The organism is Bacteroides sp. AF39-16AC (assembly GCF_003602735.1).
In the GTDB taxonomy this organism is placed as follows: Bacteria; Bacteroidota; Bacteroidia; order Bacteroidales; family Bacteroidaceae; genus Bacteroides; species Bacteroides uniformis.
On the sequence record NZ_QTLN01000004.1, the window covers coordinates 180,965 to 204,317 of the forward strand.

Annotated in this window: 19 protein-coding genes; 6 read left to right on the forward strand and 13 right to left on the reverse strand. The window is 46.2% G+C overall.

Annotated features, from left to right (window positions below):
* Positions 1–13 precede the first annotated feature (13 nt).
* Positions 14–2,149 carry a Tex family protein gene (locus tag DW039_RS06040; RefSeq protein WP_120381802.1) on the reverse strand — a complete coding sequence of 712 codons (2,136 nt, stop codon included), beginning with the start codon at positions 2,147–2,149 and terminating at the stop codon, positions 14–16.
* A gap of 153 nt (positions 2,150–2,302) precedes the next feature.
* On the opposite strand from DW039_RS06040, the gene DW039_RS06045 reads away from it, so the two are divergent.
* The 6 genes from DW039_RS06045 (at position 2,303) to DW039_RS06070 (ending at position 10,589) form a co-directional block, all read left to right on the forward strand.
* Positions 2,303–4,180 carry a HAMP domain-containing sensor histidine kinase gene (locus DW039_RS06045; protein ID WP_051008989.1) on the forward strand — a complete coding sequence of 626 codons (1,878 nt, stop codon included), beginning with the start codon at positions 2,303–2,305 and terminating at the stop codon, positions 4,178–4,180.
* A gap of 26 nt (positions 4,181–4,206) precedes the next feature.
* Positions 4,207–5,952, forward strand: a complete 1,746-nt coding sequence (locus DW039_RS06050; protein ID WP_005836097.1) for a bifunctional UDP-sugar hydrolase/5'-nucleotidase — start codon at positions 4,207–4,209, stop codon at positions 5,950–5,952.
* 45 nt (positions 5,953–5,997) lie between these two features.
* Positions 5,998–6,336 (forward strand): hypothetical protein, encoded by a 339-nt coding sequence (locus tag DW039_RS06055; protein WP_005836100.1) that lies wholly within the window; start codon positions 5,998–6,000, stop codon positions 6,334–6,336.
* Positions 6,337–6,487: 151 nt separating this feature from the next.
* Positions 6,488–8,812, forward strand: coding sequence for a TonB-dependent receptor (locus tag DW039_RS06060; RefSeq protein WP_120381803.1), 2,325 nt, complete (start codon positions 6,488–6,490; stop codon positions 8,810–8,812).
* A gap of 74 nt (positions 8,813–8,886) precedes the next feature.
* Positions 8,887–9,765, forward strand: a complete 879-nt coding sequence (locus DW039_RS06065) for an AraC family transcriptional regulator (RefSeq protein ID WP_009036861.1) — start codon at positions 8,887–8,889, stop codon at positions 9,763–9,765.
* 62 nt (positions 9,766–9,827) lie between these two features.
* On the forward strand, positions 9,828–10,589 hold the full coding sequence (locus DW039_RS06070) for a creatininase family protein (protein ID WP_120381804.1): 762 nt from the start codon (positions 9,828–9,830) through the stop codon (positions 10,587–10,589).
* A gap of 186 nt (positions 10,590–10,775) precedes the next feature.
* Here DW039_RS06070 and DW039_RS06075 read toward each other — a convergent pair whose 3' ends face one another.
* The 12 genes from DW039_RS06075 to DW039_RS06130 all read right to left on the reverse strand — a co-directional run bounded on the left by DW039_RS06075 (position 10,776) and on the right by DW039_RS06130 (position 23,352).
* On the reverse strand, positions 10,776–11,198 hold the full coding sequence (locus DW039_RS06075) for a BT0820 family HAD-type phosphatase (RefSeq protein WP_120381805.1): 423 nt from the start codon (positions 11,196–11,198) through the stop codon (positions 10,776–10,778).
* Positions 11,199–11,237: 39 nt separating this feature from the next.
* Positions 11,238–12,542 carry a carboxypeptidase-like regulatory domain-containing protein gene (locus tag DW039_RS06080; protein ID WP_195325852.1) on the reverse strand — a complete coding sequence of 435 codons (1,305 nt, stop codon included), beginning with the start codon at positions 12,540–12,542 and terminating at the stop codon, positions 11,238–11,240.
* 41 nt (positions 12,543–12,583) lie between these two features.
* Entirely contained in the window at positions 12,584–13,831 is a 1,248-nt protein-coding gene (locus tag DW039_RS06085) for a YjbH domain-containing protein (RefSeq protein ID WP_120381807.1), read from the reverse strand.
* Between the two features lie 41 nt (positions 13,832–13,872).
* The gene (locus DW039_RS06090) at positions 13,873–14,583 is read right to left on the reverse strand and encodes a YjbH domain-containing protein (RefSeq protein ID WP_057088217.1); all 711 of its coding nucleotides are present in this window, start codon (positions 14,581–14,583) and stop codon (positions 13,873–13,875) included.
* On the reverse strand, positions 14,577–15,683 hold the full coding sequence (gene gmd, locus DW039_RS06095) for a GDP-mannose 4,6-dehydratase (RefSeq protein WP_057281819.1): 1,107 nt from the start codon (positions 15,681–15,683) through the stop codon (positions 14,577–14,579). The genes DW039_RS06090 and gmd overlap by 7 nt, the downstream gene beginning before the upstream one ends.
* A 32-nt stretch (positions 15,684–15,715) precedes the next feature.
* Positions 15,716–16,435, reverse strand: coding sequence for a WecB/TagA/CpsF family glycosyltransferase (locus DW039_RS06100; RefSeq protein WP_057281834.1), 720 nt, complete (start codon positions 16,433–16,435; stop codon positions 15,716–15,718).
* Between the two features lie 152 nt (positions 16,436–16,587).
* Positions 16,588–17,688 (reverse strand): GDP-L-fucose synthase, encoded by a 1,101-nt coding sequence (locus DW039_RS06105; RefSeq protein ID WP_057281820.1) that lies wholly within the window; start codon positions 17,686–17,688, stop codon positions 16,588–16,590.
* Between the two features lie 36 nt (positions 17,689–17,724).
* Positions 17,725–18,834, reverse strand: coding sequence for a glycosyltransferase family 4 protein (locus DW039_RS06110; RefSeq protein ID WP_057281821.1), 1,110 nt, complete (start codon positions 18,832–18,834; stop codon positions 17,725–17,727).
* 125 nt (positions 18,835–18,959) lie between these two features.
* Positions 18,960–19,916 (reverse strand): glycosyltransferase family 2 protein, encoded by a 957-nt coding sequence (locus DW039_RS06115; RefSeq protein WP_035448099.1) that lies wholly within the window; start codon positions 19,914–19,916, stop codon positions 18,960–18,962.
* A gap of 6 nt (positions 19,917–19,922) precedes the next feature.
* Positions 19,923–21,047, reverse strand: a complete 1,125-nt coding sequence (locus DW039_RS06120; RefSeq protein WP_035448100.1) for a polysaccharide pyruvyl transferase family protein — start codon at positions 21,045–21,047, stop codon at positions 19,923–19,925.
* Between the two features lie 5 nt (positions 21,048–21,052).
* Positions 21,053–22,156 (reverse strand): Coenzyme F420 hydrogenase/dehydrogenase, beta subunit C-terminal domain, encoded by a 1,104-nt coding sequence (locus DW039_RS06125; protein ID WP_081030710.1) that lies wholly within the window; start codon positions 22,154–22,156, stop codon positions 21,053–21,055.
* Positions 22,153–23,352, reverse strand: coding sequence for a glycosyltransferase family 4 protein (locus DW039_RS06130; RefSeq protein ID WP_057281823.1), 1,200 nt, complete (start codon positions 23,350–23,352; stop codon positions 22,153–22,155). Before DW039_RS06130 ends, DW039_RS06125 begins: the two co-directional genes overlap by 4 nt.
* Position 23,353: the final 1 nt, after the last annotated feature.

Consider the following 23,353-nt stretch of genomic DNA (forward strand, 5'->3'; position numbering starts at 1 on the left):
TAATCATTAATCCCTAATTCTGTTCCACTCCTTTCATTGTCAGCTGTATGCGTTTCCGGTCCATATCTATGCTGAGTACCTTTACGCGTATATGTTGATGAATGGACACTACTTCATTAGGGTCTGATATGAATCTGTCGGCGAGTTGGGAGAGGTGTACCAGTCCGTTTTCCTTGATGCCTATATCGACAAATGCGCCGAAGTTGGTGATGTTTCCTACGATGCCGGGCAATTCCATGCCTTCGCGTAGGTCGTTGATGGTGCGCACGTTCTTATCAAATTCAAATATTTTTATCGGTCCGCGTGGGTCACGTCCGGGCTTGTCCAGCTCTTGCAGGATGTCTTTCAGTGTCGGCATGCCCACGGTGGGGGAGAGGTAGCGTTCCGGATTAATCTTCAGGCGCAGCTCCAGGCTGGCTATCAGCTCGGCTACGCTGCAACCCAAGTCCTTTGCCATTTGTTCTACGATGCAATAGCTTTCCGGGTGTACGGCAGTATTGTCCAGCGGATTCTTTGCCTGCGGAATGCGTAGGAAGCCGGCACATTGCTCAAACGCCTTGGCACCCATACGAGGTACTTTCATCAGTTCCTTGCGCGAGGTGAAGGCACCGTTTTCGGCACGATAGTTCACAATGTTCTGTGCCAGTTGCGGACCCAATCCCGAGATATAGGTCAGTAGATGGCTGCTTGCGGTGTTCAGGTTGACACCTACCAAGTTTACACAGTTTTCTACGGTCTGGTCCAGTGATTTTTTCAGCTTGGTTTGGTCTACGTCATGCTGGTATTGCCCCACACCAATAGATTTCGGGTCAATCTTTACCAACTCTGCCAGCGGGTCCATCAGTCGTCTGCCTATGGACACAGCACCGCGTACGGTGACGTCGTAGTCGGGAAACTCGTCCCGTGCAATTTTAGAGGCCGAATAGATGGAAGCTCCCTGCTCGCTGACGATGAATATCTGTATGTCGCGGTTGAAGCGCTGATGTTTCAAGAACTCCTCCGTTTCGCGGCTGGCTGTTCCGTTACCTATGGCTACAGCATCTATCTTATAAGACTCTATCATCATTTGCAGCTTGGCAAATGCCTCTTTCTGCTTGCTGACCGGAGGGTGGGGGTAGATGTTCTCATTGTGGAGCAGATTTCCTTGTGCATCGAGGCACACGACTTTACAACCCGTACGAAATCCGGGGTCTATACCCATCACACGCTTTTGCCCCAGTGGTGAAGCCAGCAACAACTGACGGAGGTTTTCGGCAAATACCTTGATGGCTTCCTCATCAGCACGTTCCTTACTTTGCGTGGCGAATTCCGTCTCTATGGATGGCTTCAATAGGCGTTTGTAGGAATCCTGCACGGCTTCCGCCACTTGCTGTCCGCAGGGGTTGTTGCTCCGCACGAATTGGCGTTCCAGCCGTTCCACGCACTCCTCATCGTCTGGGCTGATGCTGACTTTCAGCAGGCCTTCCGCTTCGGCACGCCGGATGGCGAGCAGGCGGTGGGAGCTGCATCGCTTCAACGATTCGGAGCAATCGAAGTAGTCGCGGTATTTGGTCGCTTCCTCTTCTTTGCCTTTCACCACCTTGGCGGTCAGTGTGCCTTGGCGGGCAAATGCGTTGCGCACGCTGTTTCGGGCACGTTCGTCTTCGCTAACATGCTCGGCTATGATGTCACGGGCACCTTTCAGTGCATCTTCCACGTTCTTCACGTCTCCTTTCACGTAATTGGCGGCGCGTTCCTCCGGATGAGGCTCACGTTGCAGCATCAGCAGGGTGGCGAGGGGTTCCAGTCCTTTTTGACGGGCTGCTTCGGCACGTGTTTTCCGTTTGGGCTTGTAGGGGAGGTAGATGTCCTCCAGTAGGGTATTGTCCCAAGTCTCCTCGATGCGCTTCTGAAGTTCGGCGGTCAGTTTACCTTGTTCCTGTATGGTGTTCAGGATGGTTTCTTTACGTTTGGCGGTTTCGCTCAGTTTCTCATATTGCGTCTGGATAGCTTCAATCTGCACTTCGTCCAGTCCTCCCGTTGCTTCCTTGCGGTAACGGCTGATGAAAGGGATTGTCGCTCCGTCTTCCAGCAGGCCGAGGGTCTGGCTTATTTGTCTTTCTGATATGCCGAGAGCGGCAGATATCATTCGATGAAAATCTTGTATCATTTTGTATCTCATTTTATAATAGGTGCCAAAAGTACAAAAAAACAATTGTTGTTTTTTCTTTAGGTTCCAACTTTTATCTATATTTGTCAAAGCTATGGAGCAATTAAACGAATCAATCAATTGAAACACATATATCGTACAATATTACCATGCATGGTAGCGCTTTTCTGTTGCCTTTTGCCCGCTTTTTCTATTACGGGAGAGCATCCGGTACTGATTATCAGTTCCTATAATCCGGATGCCGGCCGTACTTCCGGCAACATCTCCGACTTTATGGAGGAGTTCCAACGCCTGGGCGGGACAAACACCATCGCATTGGAGAACATGAACTGCAAGAGTTTTTCCGAATCCCCTCTTTGGGAGAGGAGAATGGCTGAGCTGTTGGCTAAATATCAAGGTGATAAAAGTCCGGCGCTGATTGTACTTATAGGGCAGGAAGCCTGGGCTGCCTATCTTTCTCTGGAAGACTCCATATGCGGCAATACTCCGGTAGTGAGTGCACTGTCCAGCCGGAACGCCATATTGCTGCCGGGTGATACCGTTGACCTGAAGACCTGGATGCCCGAATCCGTCGACTTCTTCACGGATTTCCCCAGTTCGCCTATCAAGGCTGGCTTCGTTTATGAGTATGATGTGGAGGCCAACATCAATATGATAAAGCAGATGTATCCCGGCACCAAGAATATCGCTTTTGTCTCAGACAACAGTTATGGCGGCGTTGCCATGCAAGCCTATGTAGTGAAGGAGATGCAGAAGTTTCCGGAACTCAACCTGATTCTGCTGGACGGACGCGTCCATACCATATATACCATTTGTGACAGATTGTATGAGTTACCGGAAAATACAGCTATATTGATGGGGACATGGCGTGTGGACATGAACGATGGTTACTTCATGCGGAATGCAACCTACGCCATGATGGAAGCAGCTCCCACTTTGCCCACTTTCTCGCTCAGTTCCGTAGGCTTGGGATATTGGGCTGTGGCAGGTGTCGTTCCTGCCTACCGTGCTTTGGGCAAGGAGATGGCAAGACAGTCCTACCGCCTGCTGACCACCTCGCAGGATAGTGAGACCCATATGGAAATCATTCCGAATGAGACCATACTGGACGGTAAACTTGTGAAGGAAAAGAAACTGAATATCACCGGCCTTCCGCAGCCGGTAAAGATGCTGAACGTAACCCCTTCTTTCTACGAACAGTACAAGTATCATATCTGGTCGGTCGGTGCTGTTCTGTTGGTGCTGTTGGGCGGTTTGTTCGTTTCCCTTTACTTTTATTATCATACAAAGAAGTTGAAGGATGAACTGGAGGTATCCGAAGGTGCCTTGCGCGAAGCAAAGGACCGTGCCGAAGAATCCAGCCGCCTGAAGAGTGCTTTCCTTGCCAATATGAGCCACGAAATCCGTACTCCATTGAATGCGATTGTGGGCTTCTCGGACGTGCTGTCTGCCGGAGGAGCCTCGGAAGAAGAACAGCGTGGCTATTTCGAGATTATCAGGACCAACTCTGATTTGCTGCTTCGGCTAATCAATGACATATTGGATGTGTCCCGTTTGGAGGCCGACCGCGTCATCCTTTCTTTGGAGAGCTGCAATGTAGTGCAGATATGCCAGCAGGTAGTAGCTTCCGTGGCCCAGGCACGCAGGTCGACCAATCAATTCTTATTTGAGTGTGAACGTGAGGTAGTGGAGATGCGGACGGATGTGCAGCGTTTACAGCAGGTTGTGATAAATCTGCTTTCCAATGCGGACAAGTTTACAAAAGAAGGCACGATAACCTTGAAGCTGGAACTGGATACAGCAGGGAATGTAGCAGTATTTTCGGTGACCGACACCGGTTGCGGCATTCCTTTGGACAAACAGAAACGGGTATTCGAACGTTTCGAGAAGCTGAACGAATATGTGCAGGGAACCGGCTTGGGCCTGTCCATCTGTAAGCTGACCGTTGAGAAGTGGGGCGGCGAGATTTGGATAGATCCTGCCTATACGGATGGAGCGCGGTTTATGTTTACCCACCCTATGAACTTATAAAAACCGACAAGAAATAAGGATATATAATGAAAAGATTTAGTTGTTTTTTTATCTGGATTTTTGTCCTGACAAGCATACTGCCTGCGCAGGAAAGAGAGGTGAAACTGAAAGTCGTACAGACCAGTGATATACACGGCAACTACTATCCCTACGACTTTATACGCCGCCGGGAGGCAACCGGCAGTCTGGCACGTGTGCATGCTTTGGTGCAAAAAGAACGTGAGGCTTATGGCGAAAACCTGATTCTTTTGGACAATGGCGACATTCTGCAGGGACAGCCCACAGCCTATTATTATAATTACATAGATACCGTTGCCCCTCATCTGGCAGCGGAGATGATGAATTTCATGGGGTATAATGCCGGTAATATGGGTAACCATGACGTAGAGACCGGCCGTACCGTTTTCGACCGTTGGGCAGGTGACTGCCGTTTTCCGATATTGGGTGCCAATATTGTGGATACTGCTACCGGAGAAACCCATTTCAAACCCTATGAGGTGCTGGAACGTGACGGAGTGAAAATTGTGGTTCTCGGTATGATAACTCCTGCCATCCCCGTATGGCTTTCAGAGAATCTGTGGAAAGGGCTGCGTTTCGACGATATGGAGGAGACTGCCCGCAAATGGATGAAGATTATCCGTGAGCAGGAAAAGCCTGATTTGGTTATCGGTATGTTCCATGCCGGCCAGGATGCCCAGCTGATGGGAGGCAAGTATCGCGAAAACGCTTCGGTGGAAGTGGCGTGCAACGTGCCGGGATTCGATATTGTCCTGATGGGGCACGACCATGCGCGCGAATGCAAGAGGGTGTGCAACATAGCCGGTGACTCGGTACTGGTGATGGACCCTGCCAGCAACGGTGTTGTTGTGAGTAATGTGGATATAACCTTGAAACTGCGTGATGGTAAAGTTATAGACAAGAAGATAGACGGCATACTGTCCGATACGCAAGACTACGGCGTCAGCGAAGAGTTCATGCAACGCTTTGCCCCCGAAAATGAAGCTGTGCAGAATTTTGTTTCCAAGAAAATTGGTTCCTTTACCGAGACTATCTCCACACGTCCTGCCTATTTCGGTTCTTCCGCTTTTATAGACCTTATCCACGAATTGCAGTTGGCAATCAGCGGAGCGGATATTTCTTTTGCGGCTCCTTTGTCCTATGATACGGAAATCCGTAAAGGAGACATTTTTGTGAACGATATGTTCAATCTGTATAAGTACGAAAATATGCTTTACACCATGCGTCTGACGGGGAAGGAGATACGCGATGCCTTGGAGATGTCGTATGATTTGTGGACCAATCGGATGAAGTCTCCGGACGACCATATCCTTCTCTTCCGTGAGAAGCGCCGCGAAGGTGCTACGGATAGGGCCTCATTCAAGAATTTCAGCTTCAACTTCGATTCTGCGGCGGGTATTATCTACACGGTGGATGTGACCAAGCCGGATGGGGAGAAGGTAGCCATTCTCAGTATGGCAGACGGTACCCCGTTCGATATGGATAAAATGTATAAGGTAGCGGTGAATTCTTATCGCGGAAACGGTGGCGGCGAATTGCTGACAAAGGGTTCCGGCATCTCGCAGGATGAATTGAAGGAGCGCATCATCCACTCTACGGATAAGGACTTACGCTATTATCTGATGCAGTACATCGAGCGAAAGAAGGTGATTGAACCGCGTGCGCTGAATCAGTGGAAGTTTATTCCCGAAGAATGGGTGGCTCCGGCTTCCATGCGTGATTATGAGTTCTTGTTTGGCAAAGTTAAAGAATAATTCACTATCTTTGCGGCTCAGAATCTATAATGTAAGTTTTTGGACGTGAAGCAGAAGAAAAAAAATATAGGCGCATTGAGCTTGCTGGTACTGTTTATCATGTACCAGGCAAGCATCACCGCGTTCACTCACGTCCATTATGTGAATGGGGTGATGATAACGCACTCGCACCCTTTTCATGGCACACACTCTCACTCCCAGACTTCCCTTCTGGTCATCGGGCATTTGTCGGCATTCTACTCTTCCGGGGTGGATGTGTATGAGGTTCAGCACCCGATGCGTCCTTTGCTGGCCATGCTCAGAGCCAAACCGGCAACACCTACTGTTAAGGGGGAAGTGATACGTACCCTTTCCCTTCGCGCTCCTCCCGCTCTTTTTTCATAGTCATTAGGTTTAAAAACGCCTGGATTTTTTGTATGTAGATACCAGGCATTTTAGTCTCGAAGTCCGGCATTTCAGTGAACGAAGTGCGGCATCTCGGATGATTATCTTTTTTCAGACTTGAATTATTTTTTTTATTTAGAGCGCTAATTTGATGAAACAATACATTTTGGCGTTGGTACTTGCAGTGGTAAGTGCCAGCGTAGCTTTTGCCGTAAATCCTATAAAAGAAGGCAATATGATTTCCGGCCATGTGATAGTGAAAGGTACGGAGGAAAATATACCGTATGCCACGGTTTTGATTATCGGCAGTGGTCAGGGAACGGTTTCCAATGAAGAAGGACAATTTGAGTTCCGCAAGTTTCCGGCGGGAAAATACAAGCTCCGTGTGTCGGCAGTGGGTTACAAGACCCAAGAGAAGGAGGTGACGGTGAGCAAGGACTTTACTGCCGTCATACATTTCCCGATGGAAGAGGAGAGTTTCATGACCGATGAAGTGGTGGTATCCGCCAACCGCAACGAGGTAAGCCGCAAGGCAGCTCCGGTAGTTGTAAATGTGATGAGTACCAAATTGTTCGAGATGGTCAACTCCACCGACCTTGCCAAGACACTGAACTACCAATCGGGCTTGCGTGTGGAGAACAACTGCCAGAACTGTGGTTTCCCCCAGGTGCGCATCAATGGCTTGGAAGGTCCGTATTCGCAGATATTGATAAACAGCCGTCCCATCATCAGTGCATTGAGCGGTGTGTACGGATTGGAGCAAATCCCCGTGAACATGATTGAACGGGTAGAAGTGGTGCGTGGCGGAGGCTCTGCCTTGTTTGGGGCCAATGCTGTGGGAGGAACTATCAATATTATAACCAAAGACCCCATCAACAATTCCTTTCAGGTATCGAGCATGTTCTCCAATATGGACGGCAAGTCCTGGGAGCAATATATGGGTGGCAATGTGTCGCTGGTTGCCAAAGATAACTCTTACGGCATTGCCTTTTATGAGAGTTACCGCAACCGCAACCCCTACGACCGCGATGGCGATGGCTTTTCCGAGCTGGGCAAGCTGAACATGAATACTTTCGGCTTCCGCGCCTATTACCGTCCTACGCATTTCAGCCGCATCAATCTGGAATACCATACCACCAACGAACTTCGTCGCGGAGGCAACAAATTCGATTTGCAGCCGCACGAGACGGACATCACCGAGCAGACCAAGCATATCATCAATAGCGGAGGCGTGAGTTATGATTTGTTCTGGAAAGAGTACAAGCATAAGATTTCGGCTTACACCTCCATCCAGCACACCGACCGCAACAGCTACTATGGTGCCCAAAAGAACATGAATGCCTACGGCAAGACGAAAGACCTGACCTGGGTTGCCGGCGGCATGTATGTGGGCAATATGGACAACTGCTTCTTTGCCCCCGCCACCTTCACCGGCGGACTGGAATATCAGAACAACTCCCTGCACGACATCATGACCGGCTATCATCGTGACATGGAGCAGGATGTCCGCATTGCCAGCGCCTTCGTGCAGAATGAGTGGAAGATGAACGTACTGACCATGCTGGTCGGCGCCCGCCTGGACAAACACAACCTGATAGACAAGCTTATTTTCAGCCCCCGCGTCAACCTGCTCTACAAGCCGGCAGATGATTTTCAGGCACGCTTGACTTACTCTACCGGTTTCCGCGCTCCGCAGGCATACGATGAGGACTTGCACGTGACGGCAGTAGGCGGCAAGGGAGTCCAAATCAAACTCGCCGATAACCTGAGTGAAGAACGCTCCAACAGTTACAGCGGTTCGGTGGACTGGACCGCCCATCTGGGTCACTGGCAGGCAAACATCCTGGTGGAGGGTTTCTATACAGACCTGCGCCACGTCTTTGTGCTCGAAGATATCGGCAAGAACGAAGTAGGGGATGTCATCAAGGAGCGCCGCAACGGAAACGGCGCACGCGTATACGGTGCCAATCTGGATGCGAAGATTGCCCACGGCAAGGAGGCGCAGTTCCAGCTCGGCTTCACGGCGCAGCGCAGCCGCTACACCCATGAAGAAGCCTGGACAAAGGTGGACGGCAAAGACCTTACCACCAAGCGCATGCCCCGTACACCGGACTATTACGGGTACTTCACTTTCTCCTCGGCACCGGTGAAGAATTTCGACTTCTCCCTTTCCGGCACTTATACGGGAAAGATGATTGTGCCGCACTACGCACCGGAAGATGCTCCCGAGGGTGCCTTCTGCAATATCACCTCGGACCGCATGGAGCATACCCCCCAATTCCTGGACCTGAATGTGAAGCTGAACTACACCTTTGTGCTTCACGACCATATCAAGCTTCAGTTGAATACGGGTGTACAGAATATCTTCAACAGTTTCCAGAAAGACCTGGATAAAGGGGAATTCCGCGATGCGGGCTATTTCTACGGACCTACGCAGCCGAGAACCTTCTTTGTCGGCTTCAAGATAATGAACTAAAAGTTTCCATTTAAGGATTTTTAGAGCTAAATTCCGCAAAATAGTCCTACATTTGTCGCCAAAGCACAAAAACCATGGATACTAAGAGAATACGAAATGTAGATATTTCCCAGATACATCATTTGCCGATGATCGATTTCATCGGCAATGATTTTGCTATTTTTGATGACATCAAGGACATGTCTTTGAGCTCTTATCCCACCCGTTTGAATGCTGCTTGCCTGACTGTCTGCCTGAAAGGGTGGTGCAAACTGGAACTCAACTTGCAGCAATGTGAAATGCGGGAAGGTATGTTGGGTATTATCCTTCCCGACCAGATTGTTCTGCAAGGAGAACGCTCCGATGACTTTGCCGGACTTTTCATTGCCGTCTCAAAAGATTTTATGGATATGGTGATACCCACCATGCAACAGCTTTTCCCCATGTTCTTCATGATTAAGGAACGGCCTTTCGTCCACATCACTCCGGAGGAATCCCAATCATTCCAGGAGTATCACTCTTTCCTCTGGAGCAAGGTGAAGCTGAAGGACAATCCTTTCCGTAAGGAAATCACCCAGGGATTGCTGCTGGCACTGTTCTATGAGATATACAACATCTATCAAGGGCATGCCGTTCAGGAGCGCATACCCAAAAGCAGGAAGGAAGACTTGTTCGAACGCTTTATCCGTGCCGTTTCAGAGTCCTATAAGGAAGAGCGAAGTGTGTCCTATTATGCCGATAAGATGTTCCTCACCGCCAAGCACCTTTCCACCGTAGTGAAGGAAATCAGCGGAAAGACGGCAGGCGAATGGATTGACAGTCTCGTCGTTTTGGAAGCCAAAGCCTTGTTGAAGTCTTCCGAGCTGAGCATTCAGGAAATTGCGGACGAGCTGCACTTTGCCAACCAGTCGTTCTTTGGCAAGTATTTCAAGCATCACACCGGTATGTCACCTAAAGAATATCGCCGGCAATAGGTTCAATGTGACGGAATAATGTTTATTTTTGCGGTAAAGATTTACCCCCAAAATAAACTATCATGGAAAAAAGAGAAATTGACCTTACTGTTTCCTGCTATGGAAAGGTGAAAGGAGTGAAGTATGACGTTGTCATCCTGCCTTGGGGAGCTACGGAGCCCCATAATCTGCATCTGCCTTATCTCACTGATTGTATTCTGCCGCATGACATTGCCGTAGACGCGGCTGCATTGGCTTTACAGAATTCCGGTGTACGCTGCATGGTGATGCCTCCCGTACCTTTCGGTGCACACAATCCGGGGCAGCGCGAACTTCCGTTCTGCATCCATACCCGCTATTCCACCCAGCAGGCCATTCTGGAAGACATAGTTGCCTCCCTCTATGCACAAGGCATGCGCAAGCTGATTATTCTCAGCGGTCATGGCGGCAACAACTTCAAGGGAATGATTCGTGACCTGGCGTTTGTGTATCCCGATTTTCTGATTATCGCTGCCGACTGGTTCAGCATCGTCCCTCCCAAAGACTACTTTGAGGCTGTTGTCGACGACCATGCCGGCGAGTCTGAGACTTCCGTCATGATGCATTACCATCCCGAGCTGGTGAATCTGGCTGAGGCCGGTGACGGAGAATCCCAACCGTTTGCTATTCCTTCCCTGAATGAAAAGGTGGGCTGGGCTCCCCGCCATTGGGATAAGGCTACAGTCGACAGCGGGGTAGGGAACCCCAAAAAAGCTTCTGCCGAGAAAGGAAAACGTTATATGAAACCGGTGGTGGAGAAGTTGGCGAAGCTCTTTACAGAAGTCGGCCTGGGAAGTCTGTATTGATGTACTTGGCTTCCGGCTATATATAAAAATAGGCAATAACCATTGTGGATATTGCCTATTTTTTTAGTGCACCCTAAAAACTAATCTCTTTACTCTTATAAAACTAATCTTTCTCTATTTCGAGTACAAAATTAGAAGGTTTTTGCGGGTTATGAATTGACATAAGTCAAAAATCTCATTCGGATATTATTTTTTCAAACGTGCCCAAAAGCCCTTCTTTTTCTGCCGGACCGGTTCACTGTTTTCGCGGAACAGTTCTTCGTAGGTCACTCCGTCATGTATCATGCGGTAGATGCTTCCCCAGTCAGGCAGTCCACCTAGGTTGCGGTCATCGATAAAGAGATCGGCTTTTACTTTGCGTGAAAAACCGGTGTGTACGATGTCTTCTTCCGGATAGTCCCGGTTGACGGCATAGAATTCCACACCCCGTTCCCTGCACCATTCCACAGCTTCCTCCAGGAGCTTCCCTTCACGTACCGACCACAAAATCAGCCGGTGACGCTCGTTTATCAGCATCTTCAGCGTAGCGGTGGCAAAGGGAATTTCTTCTCCTATCTGGGGATAGCGGTGTTCTACAATGGTACCGTCAAAATCAACGGCTATGGTCATAAATGAATAGTTTTTATTGGTTTCAGACTGCGGAGAAAATTATCCTTGACCGCCTGTGGTGCCGCCAGAGTGCTGGCTGACCGGATTGTTTGAATATTCTTCCTGATGTCCCGTGTAGCTTTTCAGCTCTACTTTTACGTCTTTGCTCTGGTTGCCTACCACTACTTTAAAGGTATATGTTTTCACGCGTACCATACGCTTGCTGCCATACAGCAGTACATGGTTGCCACTGACACTTGCAGTCAGCTTTTGTTCAATTTCATAAGAACCGTTCGTACCTCCCTCTTCAGTTTCAATGTAGTTGTTGATGTATGTGGCCAGTGCATCGGATGCTCCTGCAGCTTTCAGCGCTTCAGCCGGAGAAACGGTATAGTCCCATCCGTTCTTGATTTTAAGGGTCAGGGTGATATTTTCCAGCGCATCGTAATCTCTGTTCTCAATCTTGATTACCTCGGCTTTTCCATTCACTTCGTTGTAGCCGTCTGCTACACTGGCGGCAGCTTGTTTGGTAAATTTCACTCTAGGTGAATATTTGCCGGCTATCTTCTCGCCTTGCGGAATGGTAATGATGTAATTGTTATTGTTGAATCCTACGGTTTTAGCAGCGGCTCTGGTTGCAGGTGCCTCGCTGGATTCCACTTCCATGTTTTTCGGATCAAAATAGCCCAGGTTGGCATCAGTCGACGGATTGGGAATGGCAATGATGATATCTTCCTTGGCAACAGCGTCAGCCGGCTCTGTCTTGATGGCTACGTTATTTACAGAAGCCTTTGATGCTTCCGGTTGTGTGGAAGTTGCCGGATTGGCCTCACGTGCCTCTTCAAACACGACGGCTGCAATCTTGGTGTTTTCTTCCGTACCTCCAGTGGGTATGTTGATGGTGGCGGCATTCTCCTTTTCCGGATTTTCTATTTTCGGAACCTCAATGGTGCTTCCGTCAGCCTTCTGCATCTCGCCGAATTCTATGGTTGTTGACATTTTTACATTTACCACCATCAGGCTGTGGTTGGCTGTTCCGTCTGTAAATTCTGCTGTGGCCTCGTAGTCATCATGTCCTTCAGCTGTTACGGTGAGCGTGTAGATGCCGGTTTTGTTCACAGTCAGTGAGTATACGCCTTTTGCATCGGTTGTGGCAGAGTATTCGCCGCTTTTTACGGTGGCTCCTGACAATGGACCGTTGGCATCGGTGATGGTACCTGCAATGTAGTAGGCTGTTTGACTTCTTAGCGGGTCTTCCACTTCTTCATACTTCTTGTCGTCATCGTGGCAAGATGTAAGGACTGTTGTGCTGAAGGTTATTGCAAACATCAATGCACCTCCTAAAAATAAACTTTTCTTTTTCATAATTTTCGTCATTTGATAAAACTAATCTGTTTAAATTATACTTATTTCGATTTTTCTTTTTGCAGTTCCTTTATAAGGAAATAGCGTATATAGTCCGGCTGGTAGAAGTTGCTGCTTCGGTTTTCGTTAGGGCGTGTACTGTAACTTTTTCCCAGTTGTTTTTCTATGTACTCTCCATCTGCCACCATGCCGTATGCCCATGCAAAGTAGTCAGCCGGTTTTACTCTGAAGAATCCTTTTCTACTCCATTTTTTTCCCGGCAGGGGGATGGCAAAATGAAATCCTCCGTTTATCTCTCCGTCTGTACAAAGGGCATACAAGCCGATGGCATACTCTCCGAAGTGCCGCGTACAGTCTCCTCTCACTCCATAATCACCGTAAATATATCTTCCTGCTTTCAAGTCGAACTGCAAGTTGAGGCGTGGTTCGTAGTACGAAGCATTCAGTGAGGCATTGATACGCTGTTTTCTGCCTATATACCAGCCGTCTTCCCGGGTGATGGCGGAGAAACCGGTGGAGCCTGCCGTTCCGCCCAGTTCCCAGCGTCCGTTGTTGGTGCGGTATTTTATTTCCAGTTGTGCACCATATCTGTTGTTGGTGAAGTTACCCACCGTCATTTTCCCGAAGATGTTGTGCCTGAAGCGTACATCCTGCGATAGAGCTATGATTCCCGGTCTTATCCGTTTCATCTCTCCACTCAGATTGGTGGCTACGGGCAGTATCACTTGTGCGGTCATTTTCCCACCTTTCCACAAAGCTATTTCTACTGCCGGATTCAGGTTGATGGCATACGTATACAGTTCGTCAAACGTATTGTTCTCTAAAAACAAATCGGGGTATATCACCAAATCCATCTTCCAGGCAGACGGCACTTCTTCCTGACCGGCATTTTTCAATGCCTTCATGGCAGGATCCGTATCTACTGTAATCCCCATTTGCTGATATACTTGTGTCAGGTTGATTTCCCCGTTTCTGTATGCTTCCGTCAATGTATCCGGCAGATTGATGCAAAGCCTGGGAATCCGGTTTTCCAGTACCACCAATTGCAAATCGCCCTTCGTCTTGCTTCTCAAGCAGGTATCTATGGCTTTGCCCACTCCGGTGTAGGTACTTCTATATACGTTGTTCTCAAAACTTACAGTGGTCATTCCCGGTGTCTGTGCACATCGGATGTTTTCCATTCCGATAGCTTTCAAGCTCTCTGTCACTTGGGCATCCACCGTTGCAGAAATACTACAGAACCATACTGCCAGTATCCACTTCAAACCGCTTTTTCTCTTGTTTTTCATCCTACTCTCCAATCCCTAATCCTTCATCCCTTATCTCTCTCTTAGTGCAACAACCTGCATTCATACCGTATTCCTCCCGATATGCTATTGAATTCTCTGGTAAACACATGGATGGAGAGATGCCTCCATAATCTGGCGGCGGCTCCCACATTGAAACCTTCCGAATCATATTCGGCCATGACAGTCATTTCCCGGCAGAAAGCAGGGGAGTAGCTGATGCCTCCGAAGGGACCATCCTTTATGCTATGGTCGTTCAGTGGGAAATAGTAACCGGCAGTCAGTGCAAGCCTATCTCCTTTTGCAATAGAGAACCCTTTAGTTAATGCACCATATACAGTAGCAAAATAGTTTATTCCCGTATTTTTGAAAGGATCATCTACACCAAGTAATAAGCTTGGATGAAATTTACCTTCTTTAAGTGGACGTACACGTGCAGTCATAGATCGATCCTGATGGAAATATCCTTCTTTCCCATCGTAACGTTTAGCTTTTTGTAGCGTACACCGATAACTCAATTCCAGGAAGGATAAGAATGTGATGTTAACGAAATAATTTCCAGTGTTGAAGTTAAACGGTGTCATGCCGTTCGGAAGATAATTGCCGCCCCCCATAAAAGTACCGGTCTCCTGCATATCTGCTGTCGGGATGTTCAGCAGTCCGGTGTTGCCCATGGAATATTGGGCCTGCACTCCCATGCTGCAACCAAGCAGCAGTAGGAGCAGGCACCATTTTCTCATTTTCGTTTTCAGCATGTCTGGGAAGTGTTTTCACCATCCATTTGTGCCCTCATATAGAGCTTCTTCACAAATGCCATGTCATGTGTCACCATGATTTTCACCAGTTCTTCAAAAGAAGTCTTGCGTGGATTCCAACCCAGCAGTGTTCTGGCTTTGGTCGGGTCGCCCAGCAGTTGTTCCACTTCGGCAGGACGGAAGTATTTGGGATCCACTTCCACCAGCACTTTACCGGTTTTGGTATCAATGCCCTTTTCATTCACACCTTCTCCTTCCCAACGCAGTTCCACACCGGTTTCCTTGAAGGCAAGTGTAGTGAAATCACGTACGGTATGATATTCTCCGGTAGCTATGACAAAATCCTCCGGAGTGTCGTGCTGCAGAATCAGCCACATGCACTCCACGTAATCTTTGGCATATCCCCAGTCGCGCAGCGAATTCAAGTTACCCAGATATAACTTGTCCTGATATCCTTGGGCTATACGTGCTGCCGCCAGTGTAATTTTGCGTGTCACGAAGGTTTCTCCGCGCCGTTCGCTTTCGTGGTTGAAGAGAATGCCGTTTACAGCGAACATGCCGTAGCTTTCCCGGTAATTCTTCGTAATCCAGAAGCCGTATTGCTTGGCCACACCATATGGACTGCGTGGGTAGAACGGGGTTGTCTCCTTCTGTGGTACCTCCTGCACCAGACCGAACAGTTCGGAAGTCGAAGCTTGATAGATTTTCGTTTTTTTCTCCAGTCCCAGGATACGTACTGCTTCCAGCATACGCAGGGTGCCTACGGCATCTGCTTCCGCAGTATACTCCGGCACATCGAATGATACTTTCACATGGCTTTGTGCCGCCAGGTTATAGATTTCGTCCGGCTGCACCTGCTGTATGATGCGGATAAGCGAGCTGCTGTCCGTCATGTCCCCGTAGTGGAGGTTTACGAGACGGTTCTTCTTCATGTCACGCACCCATTCATCCAGATAAAGATGCTCTATGCGTCCGGTGTTGAACGATGACGAACGGCGCAGAATGCCGTGTACTTCATATCCTTTTTCAATTAGGAACTCGGCTAGGAATGAACCGTCCTGACCGGTGATGCCTGAAATCAATGCTATTTTCTTATCCATGATTCGGGTTTTAAAATCAGTTTTTATTTATGTTATGATGTAAATTTCTCTTTTGTGATATTCCATAAGAATAAGCAGTTCCCGATGATATATCTTCTCCACATTCTTTTGGGTTCCTTTATCAGCCGGTACAGCCATTCCAACCCGTGTTCCTGCCACCATACGGGAGCACGTTGCACGTTTTCAGCAAAGAAGTCGAACACAGCGCCAATAGTACCGATGGGACCGTTTACCTCCAGTTCTTTCAGGTGTGCATAAGTCCATTTCTCTTGTTTGGGAGCGGTCATGCCCACCCAGAGCAAATCCGGCTGTGCCTGGTTTACGGCGGCTATCATGGCTTGATTGTCTTCTTGGGTGAATTCCGGCTTGTAGGGTGGGGAATAAGTCTCTATCCGGATATTGGGATATAACCGGACGGCTTTTACCTTTATTTTCCTCAGGGTGTCTTCGCTACTTCCCAGAAAGAAGCAGGTTCCTCCTTTCCGGTTCAGTTTATTCATTTCGTACAGAAACAAGTCCCATCCCGCTGTGCGCTCTATCTTCTCATGTCTCAGGAGTTTGAATGCCAGTACAATGCTTGCTCCGTCTGGAATCAATGCGTCTCCCCTCAGCAAAGCTTCTGTAAAGGCAGGATCTTTCAATGCTGTGTTATACGAGTGCGCATTGATGGTGTTAATCAGCAGTTTGCCTTCGGGCAATGCGTCAAGCTCACTTCTGTGTTCCAGAAGCGAAATCGTCTTTAACTTCAACATGTAAAAAGGAGTATAATTTTCCGCAGAGTACGCTACGCTGTCGCCCGTCACATGGAAAGGTATTTTTGAACGGAACGATGCAATATGTCCGAAAACTGCGCAAATGTAAAGATTATGTGTGTAATATACAAGAGGAATGTGAAAAATGTAATTTAGTTGGTCTGATGATTGATGCAGATACCTTTCAGATACCATTCGTACAAACGGTGTATTCCTTCGTCTATTTCTATTTTGTGATGCCATCCCAGGTTATGCAGTTTGGTCACATCCGTCAGTTTGCGCAGTGTGCCGTCCGGTTTCGATGCATCCCATCGCAGCTCACCTTTGAATCCTATTTCAGCTATAATCTTTTCAGCCACTTCCTTTATGCTGAGTTCCTTTCCGGTGCCCACATTGATGTGGCAGTTGCGTATTTCTTTACTGTCCGGAGCATATGTGTCTTTAAAGTCTACATTCAGCAGTACATGTACACTGGCATCTGCCATTTCTTCGCTCCATAGGAATTCACGCAACGGTTTGCCGGTTCCCCACAAGGTGACCGCTTCCGGAGTTATTCCGAAGTTGGCAAGCTCTGCCAGAATCTCCTCGTTGCTATAGCTGCCGTTTACCCCTTTCACTGGACGCAGGTTGATGTCTTTGCGTACAGCATCCCAATCCCCTTCGTTGAGGCATTTGGCAAGGTAAATCTTGCGGATCATGGCAGGCAGTACATGGCTGTTTTCCAGGTGGAAGTTGTCGTTCGGTCCATATAGGTTGGTAGGCATCACGGCTATGTAATTGGTTCCGTATTGCAGGTTGAAGCTTTCACACATCTTCAGCCCAGCTATTTTGGCTATGGCATACGGCTCGTTGGTGTATTCCAGCGGAGAGGTCAGCAGCACTTCTTCCTTCATGGGCTGCGGAGCTTCACGCGGGTAGATGCAGGTGCTTCCCAAGAAGAGCAGCTTCTTTACTCCGTGACGGAAACTCTCGCCGATTACGTTCTGCTGGATTTGCAGATTCTGATAGATAAAGTCCGCCCGGTATTGCAGGTTTGCCATAATGCCACCCACATGGGCGGCAGCCAGTACCACCGCTTCCGGTCGTTCTTCATCGAAAAATTTCTTTACGGCGGTTCCGTCCAGCAAATCCAGTTCTTTGTGTGAGCGTCCTACTAAGTTTGTATAACCTCTTTGTCGCAGGTTGTTCCAGATGGCGGAACCTACTAAACCACGATGCCCCGCTATAAAAATCTTTGCATTTTTTTCTAACATGACTAATACCCTAGTTATAAAATTAATTTTTTCTATTTACTTCTTGTATGAAGCTATACATTCTTTTAAAATATCTTTCATCCGGTTCTCAAACTTTTCCAAAGTGAATTCCCTTTGAAATTTTTCTTTACCGGCTTTACCCATTTCAGCACATATCATGGGATGGTCTATTAAATATTCTATCTTTTCTGCCAGCTGTTGCGGACTATGTTTTTCCACGATAAATCCGGTTTTGCCTTCCTCTATGATACCGGGTATTCCTCCCTCATTCGTACTGATGCAGGGTAGTCCCTGTTCCATAGCCTCAAGAAGTACTAATGGGAAACATTCATTATGATAATAAGTGGGAAATATAAATAAGTCTGCTTGTTTAAGAAACAATTCTTTTTCTTCTCTATATTTGGCTCCGTGTGCCTGTATATACTTGTCTAGATTTTTGTGTTTTACCTTTTGGTTGAATTCACTTTCCGCAATGTCACTCCATTTTCCAATGTAATCACAATGAAATGAATAACCATCGTTCTTTACGATATTTAGTGCATCTATCAAATCCCATACCCCCTTTTCCCTTAACATGTTGCTGAGGAATAATAATTTGAAAGGGTTGTTTCTTTTCTTGGAAAAATCATAGGTTACGTTTTGTGGAATGCCATTGGGACAGTATACCACCTGTTCTGGTTTTACAAATTTTTGGATATCATTGTAGAGTGGGGGAGCCAGCAGTATTATCTGTATATTCTTGAAAAAGGCTTTGTATAACCATTTGTCCGGCCATCGTCCTTCTCTTGATTTCACACCTTTGTTATGAAAATGTATTATGATTTTCTGTCCCAAACATTTTAGCAGGAATAGGGTACAAAAATCTTTGTAGAAAGCCCCACCTTTGGTATTGGGAGTCAAATAGCATAATTGTGACTTTATTCTCTTAACGGTTTTTGCTATTTGTATCTGTTTTTTTAAGTAAACAATAAGTTTCCTTATTCCTCCTTTTCCTATGTCATTGATATCTTTGGCAAGAGTTAAGTTAAGATAATGGCAGTCAAAAGCTTCGTTTATCACTTTGCTGTCATGGATATATTCCCCCATCATGGATGCACCGTGTACGGGTGGGGGCATGTGCATTATAAAAAGAACTCTTGGTTTCATGTTTCGTTTAATCAAATTCAAAGTATAGACTTCAACCAGTGTGCTATGGCGAGGTTACCATTATCAGTTTGATACCTTTCTCGTGGCATATATTGATGATGTACCTATTGTTTATGTGAACTTTACTACTTCCGGTGATACTCCCTGTATTGCAGCAACTTCGCCAACATCCACCAAGTAATAGGAGTATGTTTCGTCATATTCATGAGTTTACCAATGGAGTCCTTCACAAAATATCTGCCATATTTCAAAGCCTCTTGACGGCTCAATGTCAAACGACCGGAGAGAAGTTGGCAATAAGTGAGGTTGCGTGAAATACGACCACGGGCTTTTAAATAACCTGCAGGTAGTTCATTGGGCAGGCGTGTAACAATGCGCTTTTCCCAATCAGCAATACTGGGCGCGCTGTTCCAGCGTATCATCATTTTGTTTAACCAGCCTTGACTACGGGTCACGTCTCCACCATCGCTTACAAAAAGAATTTCCGGGATAAATCCCCATTGTCCATAGGTAGATACCATAGCCCAAAACTCCAAATCTTCAGTGATGCGAAGGTCTTTACGTTGTCCTCCAATTATATTAATCACTTCTTTGCGGATTAAGACACTTCCTGTACAGACATGCATGTGCTTTGCCCAGAAAGTGAAAAAATCTTCTAAGATGAAAGCTTCTTTATACTCTTGGTAGCAACTGGGGATTTCAAATGAACCGGAGACAGTGAGGTGACGTTGCGCAACATTTACTGCCACACAATCAGGATGGTTGTCCAAAAATGAAACAGTTTTTTCGATAAAACCTTGTTCCCAATAATCGTCTGCATCCAAATAAGCGCAATAGCGACCTTGTGCTGTCTTAATCCCATTGTTACGGGCAGCAGAAGGTCCTTCGTTTTTTTGTCGTAACAATGTGATGTTGGCTTCTTTTCGGGTTTTGATAATCTCTATGGAGTTATCTTTGCTCCCATCATCAATGAGAATAACCTCTATAGCGTAAGATGTTTGCTGGTTGAAAATAGAATCTAATGTGCGGTTAATGGATGGGGCGGCATTATAAACCGGTATGATTACAGATAAATCTATCATAGCATTTTATGGATGTGTACATATGTTTAACAAATTATCCAAGTAGGCTTTCGACTTAATCAATTCGCGTTGCTTGGTGTGATTGATCTGTTCGTAATTGAAAGGGTAATAATAAGCTTTTTCCCATTTTTCGGGGTTGTCCAATATACATTGGTTTATTCCGAAGAGGGTCATCAAGCTTTCCATACGTGAATTCACTTTATGTCGATGTCTGTTAAATACGAAGACAGGTTTGTTGAACATAATGGAGAATGCCGTGCCATGAAACGAATTGGATATAAATGCTTTGCAGTGATAAATCATCGAAACAAACTCACGAGGACCTGCTTTCATGAAGTTTCTGTCGGCATAAAGCAACGGGTAAGTATCTGCTATGACATAAATCTTCAGGTGATGACGGCGTGCATACTCCTTAGCAAAACGTTTCAACTCTTTATTTCCTTCAAAGTCGTAAATCAACAGATAATCTTCTTTGGAGATGTTTGTTACCATCAATTGTTTCCATTGTTCTATAGGGAGTAAGAATACGGGGTCGAGTACCCATTCCCCCGGAATGTTCATCTCCCTGAGCAACTGCAATCCATGACTCTCCCTTACAGACACAGCATCAAACGTCCGCAGGCATTCGGCAATTTTTTTTTTCTCCTTCTGGGGAATATCCACGTAAGAGAAGCTGGCAGCGTATGATGCTTTTCTGCCCTTTGTTACGAATTCGAGATAGAAAGCCGGATCGCGTCCCGCTTCGTAAAACACGTTCCATATTTGGTCGCTCCCTACCACGTAGAGGTCGGCTTCCGGTGGATTCTGGCACAGCTTTTCGAGCGTGCGGTATTCTCGTGTCTGCTTCAGATACGAGTCGATGAAACGGTCGAACTGCCGTTTGCGGCCCATGGTGGTTTGCCGTTGCAGGTACTTCATCACGCGATATGCTATGCGTGTCACGGCATACCGGCTCAGTTTCGATTCCGGGTTCACCCATCGGTAGTCATACTTTCGTGTCAGATATTCCGGTTGGTAGTTTATTAGCACCGCATCGTGTCCCATACATTGCAGATAGGTCTGCAAGGCGTATGCCTGTAGTGCTGCACCGTAGTTATAAACATTGTATGTAGTAAGGGTAAGTATTTTCATATAGGTTATTTTCTTATAATCATATTCTTGAGAACAATGTCAGGCATAGAACAAACAGCTGAGCATTTGAACCCACAAATAGGATACAATGTCTTAAATATTTTAGATCGCCATGTCTTCTTCATAGGGAATCTCAGTTGCTTGTTGCCGGCAATGGCTTCCTCCATCGGTCTTTCCACCATGTTCACCTCTGAAACTATATTCCGGAGCATGGCATGACCTTTCTCTGAGTTGACTAACGCAAGTGATAATCCGTAGTCAGTATTCGTATGTATTTGGGATTTGTCCACTCCCCAGAAATCCCCGATGGTCAGGTCACTGACTCTCTCACTTCGGGTATATTTGCATTCGTGGCAACTGTCTCTGCAAAAAATAGCTTTAAAAAATCCCTTCATGTATAAGTCGATATGTAATTCTCTTTTATAAATTATTTTTCCAGACTTATATATTTTTAATCTGTAAGCAGTGTCGTCACGGAAAGTTAATTTGTCAATGTTGCATTCTACGATATCAGTAGGCAAACTTGATTTGAACAGTTGTATGGATGGAACTCCGTGGCAAATTACGTCCACAGTAAACAGATTGGTTCCAAACTTTTTAGTATACAGAGCCACTGTGGCTACTTGACATGGTGTACCGATGAATAATACTTTTTTCCCATTCTTCAAATCATTTGCTATTTGCGAGTGGATACCTGCCAAGTTACTCTGTACATATTTTGAGCTTTTCAGCTTTTCCAATTCATCCGCAGATGAGCAACGGATATGCTTTATAGAAAAAGGTTTCTCGAAAGCGCATCCGTAAACGATACCTCCTTCTGCTATCATCCGTTCGGACAATACCGCAGCCAATCCACCTGAAGAACTCTGCCGCCTTAGCGTATCGTCCTTTCTCCACAAAGCATACGCCTTATCCGGTTTTCTATAATCGGGTTTCTGTATAGCGGGGCAACTTTTTACACACAAGCCACAGTTGATGCACTGTGTCTCTTCTGCATGCGTATGTATATGTCCCAAAGAATCATTGGATATATGAATGCAATGTTTCGGGCATCTGTCAACGCACGATAGACATCCAACACAATTGTGTACATTGTTGATATTGTTCATTTACCAGTTTTTTTATCTAAACTACGAATAATAGCATCGTATTCGCGTTGTGCACAATTTTCCGTATTGAATGGTTTTTCAAGTTCAATCGATGCCTGTCCCATGGCTTTCAAGTCGTGATGGTGAAAGTATTCTAAAGCTTTCAGCATAGAATCATTTTTTAGTGGATCGAAAATAGTGCCATTGACATCCTCTTTTATCAACTCAGAATAACAGCCGTTGTAAATGGATGTTGCAACAGGCAACCCACATGCCATAGCCTCTGGGATGACAAGGCTCCAGTTGTCTTGCAAAGTCGGCAGAATGAATACATCTGCAATTGCATAATATTTGTATACATATTGGTAGGCAATAAATCCGAGGAAATGTATGCTGTCATATGTTGCATATTTATCTTTCAAATAATCGTATTCCTCTCCTTTACCTATAAGTACAAGCTGGTCTTTGGGATTTTTTTTTATATGAGTTTCCCATGCCAGCAAAAGATGTGGAACTCCTTTTGGGGTATGTATCTGACCGGAAAACAGATATATCAGCCCTTTTTTCTCTTGCTTTATGTTTAACAATGATTTTATAAATTCATTGTCTTCGTTTTGAGGGTTGTAATTTTTTACGGCTTCCGCAAGCCCTTTACCATCGGCACTCATCCCTCCAATGTGTATTTTTTTAGATTTTATTCCTATGCTTTCAAGGTATTTTTGAGTTTCTTTTCCATTAACAAGATAACCTTTGATGAATAGATTGAAAAATTTGCGCTGCCAAGTTATAATCCGCTTTGCATTTCTCTCAGTGTGTGGCGTACGTTCGTAACCAATAAATAAAGGTGTAAGGGTTAGAATAGAATATAACAACACTAAGGGAGTCCATTGGAAAAATCCTTCGCTTATCAATACATCCGGTTTGATTTTCTTTATGGATCTAATCAATCCTTTTGTGATGGGTATTCTTTTCCCTTGCCTTCCATTGTATTTTTTGAAAGACATTTCATAAGTATTGAAGAGTTTTTCATTTTCAAAAGGCAAGGCATTTCTACCCAAAACTTCCGGAATTTGTTTAAGCAAATGTTCATTATGTCTTAATTTATAACGAACAGTGGAATACATGACATAGAAATTGCCGTCAAACAATTCGTTCAGTCTTTTATAAAAGGGTAGTCTATAATCCAGAAATATCGGGTTGCAATATAATACTTTCATA

Bases quoted from the DNA above. Each gene is read 5' to 3' on its own strand.
- DW039_RS06040 (WP_120381802.1), bottom strand. From the start codon at position 2,149: ATGATACAAGATTTTCATCGAATGATATCTGCCGCTCTCGGCATATCA.
- DW039_RS06045 (WP_051008989.1), top strand. From the start codon at position 2,303: ATGGTAGCGCTTTTCTGTTGCCTTTTGCCCGCTTTTTCTATTACGGGA.
- DW039_RS06050 (WP_005836097.1), top strand. From the start codon at position 4,207: ATGAAAAGATTTAGTTGTTTTTTTATCTGGATTTTTGTCCTGACAAGC.
- DW039_RS06060 (WP_120381803.1), top strand. From the start codon at position 6,488: ATGAAACAATACATTTTGGCGTTGGTACTTGCAGTGGTAAGTGCCAGC.
- DW039_RS06065 (WP_009036861.1), top strand. From the start codon at position 8,887: ATGGATACTAAGAGAATACGAAATGTAGATATTTCCCAGATACATCAT.
- DW039_RS06070 (WP_120381804.1), top strand. From the start codon at position 9,828: ATGGAAAAAAGAGAAATTGACCTTACTGTTTCCTGCTATGGAAAGGTG.
- DW039_RS06075 (WP_120381805.1), bottom strand. From the start codon at position 11,198: ATGACCATAGCCGTTGATTTTGACGGTACCATTGTAGAACACCGCTAT.
- DW039_RS06080 (WP_195325852.1), bottom strand. From the start codon at position 12,542: ATGAAAAAGAAAAGTTTATTTTTAGGAGGTGCATTGATGTTTGCAATA.
- DW039_RS06085 (WP_120381807.1), bottom strand. From the start codon at position 13,831: ATGAAAAACAAGAGAAAAAGCGGTTTGAAGTGGATACTGGCAGTATGG.
- DW039_RS06090 (WP_057088217.1), bottom strand. From the start codon at position 14,583: ATGCTGAAAACGAAAATGAGAAAATGGTGCCTGCTCCTACTGCTGCTT.
- gmd (WP_057281819.1), bottom strand. From the start codon at position 15,683: ATGGATAAGAAAATAGCATTGATTTCAGGCATCACCGGTCAGGACGGT.
- DW039_RS06100 (WP_057281834.1), bottom strand. From the start codon at position 16,435: ATGTTGAAGTTAAAGACGATTTCGCTTCTGGAACACAGAAGTGAGCTT.
- DW039_RS06105 (WP_057281820.1), bottom strand. From the start codon at position 17,688: ATGTTAGAAAAAAATGCAAAGATTTTTATAGCGGGGCATCGTGGTTTA.
- DW039_RS06110 (WP_057281821.1), bottom strand. From the start codon at position 18,834: ATGAAACCAAGAGTTCTTTTTATAATGCACATGCCCCCACCCGTACAC.
- DW039_RS06115 (WP_035448099.1), bottom strand. From the start codon at position 19,916: ATGATAGATTTATCTGTAATCATACCGGTTTATAATGCCGCCCCATCC.
- DW039_RS06120 (WP_035448100.1), bottom strand. From the start codon at position 21,047: ATGAAAATACTTACCCTTACTACATACAATGTTTATAACTACGGTGCA.
- DW039_RS06125 (WP_081030710.1), bottom strand. From the start codon at position 22,156: ATGAACAATATCAACAATGTACACAATTGTGTTGGATGTCTATCGTGC.
- DW039_RS06130 (WP_057281823.1), bottom strand. From the start codon at position 23,352: ATGAAAGTATTATATTGCAACCCGATATTTCTGGATTATAGACTACCC.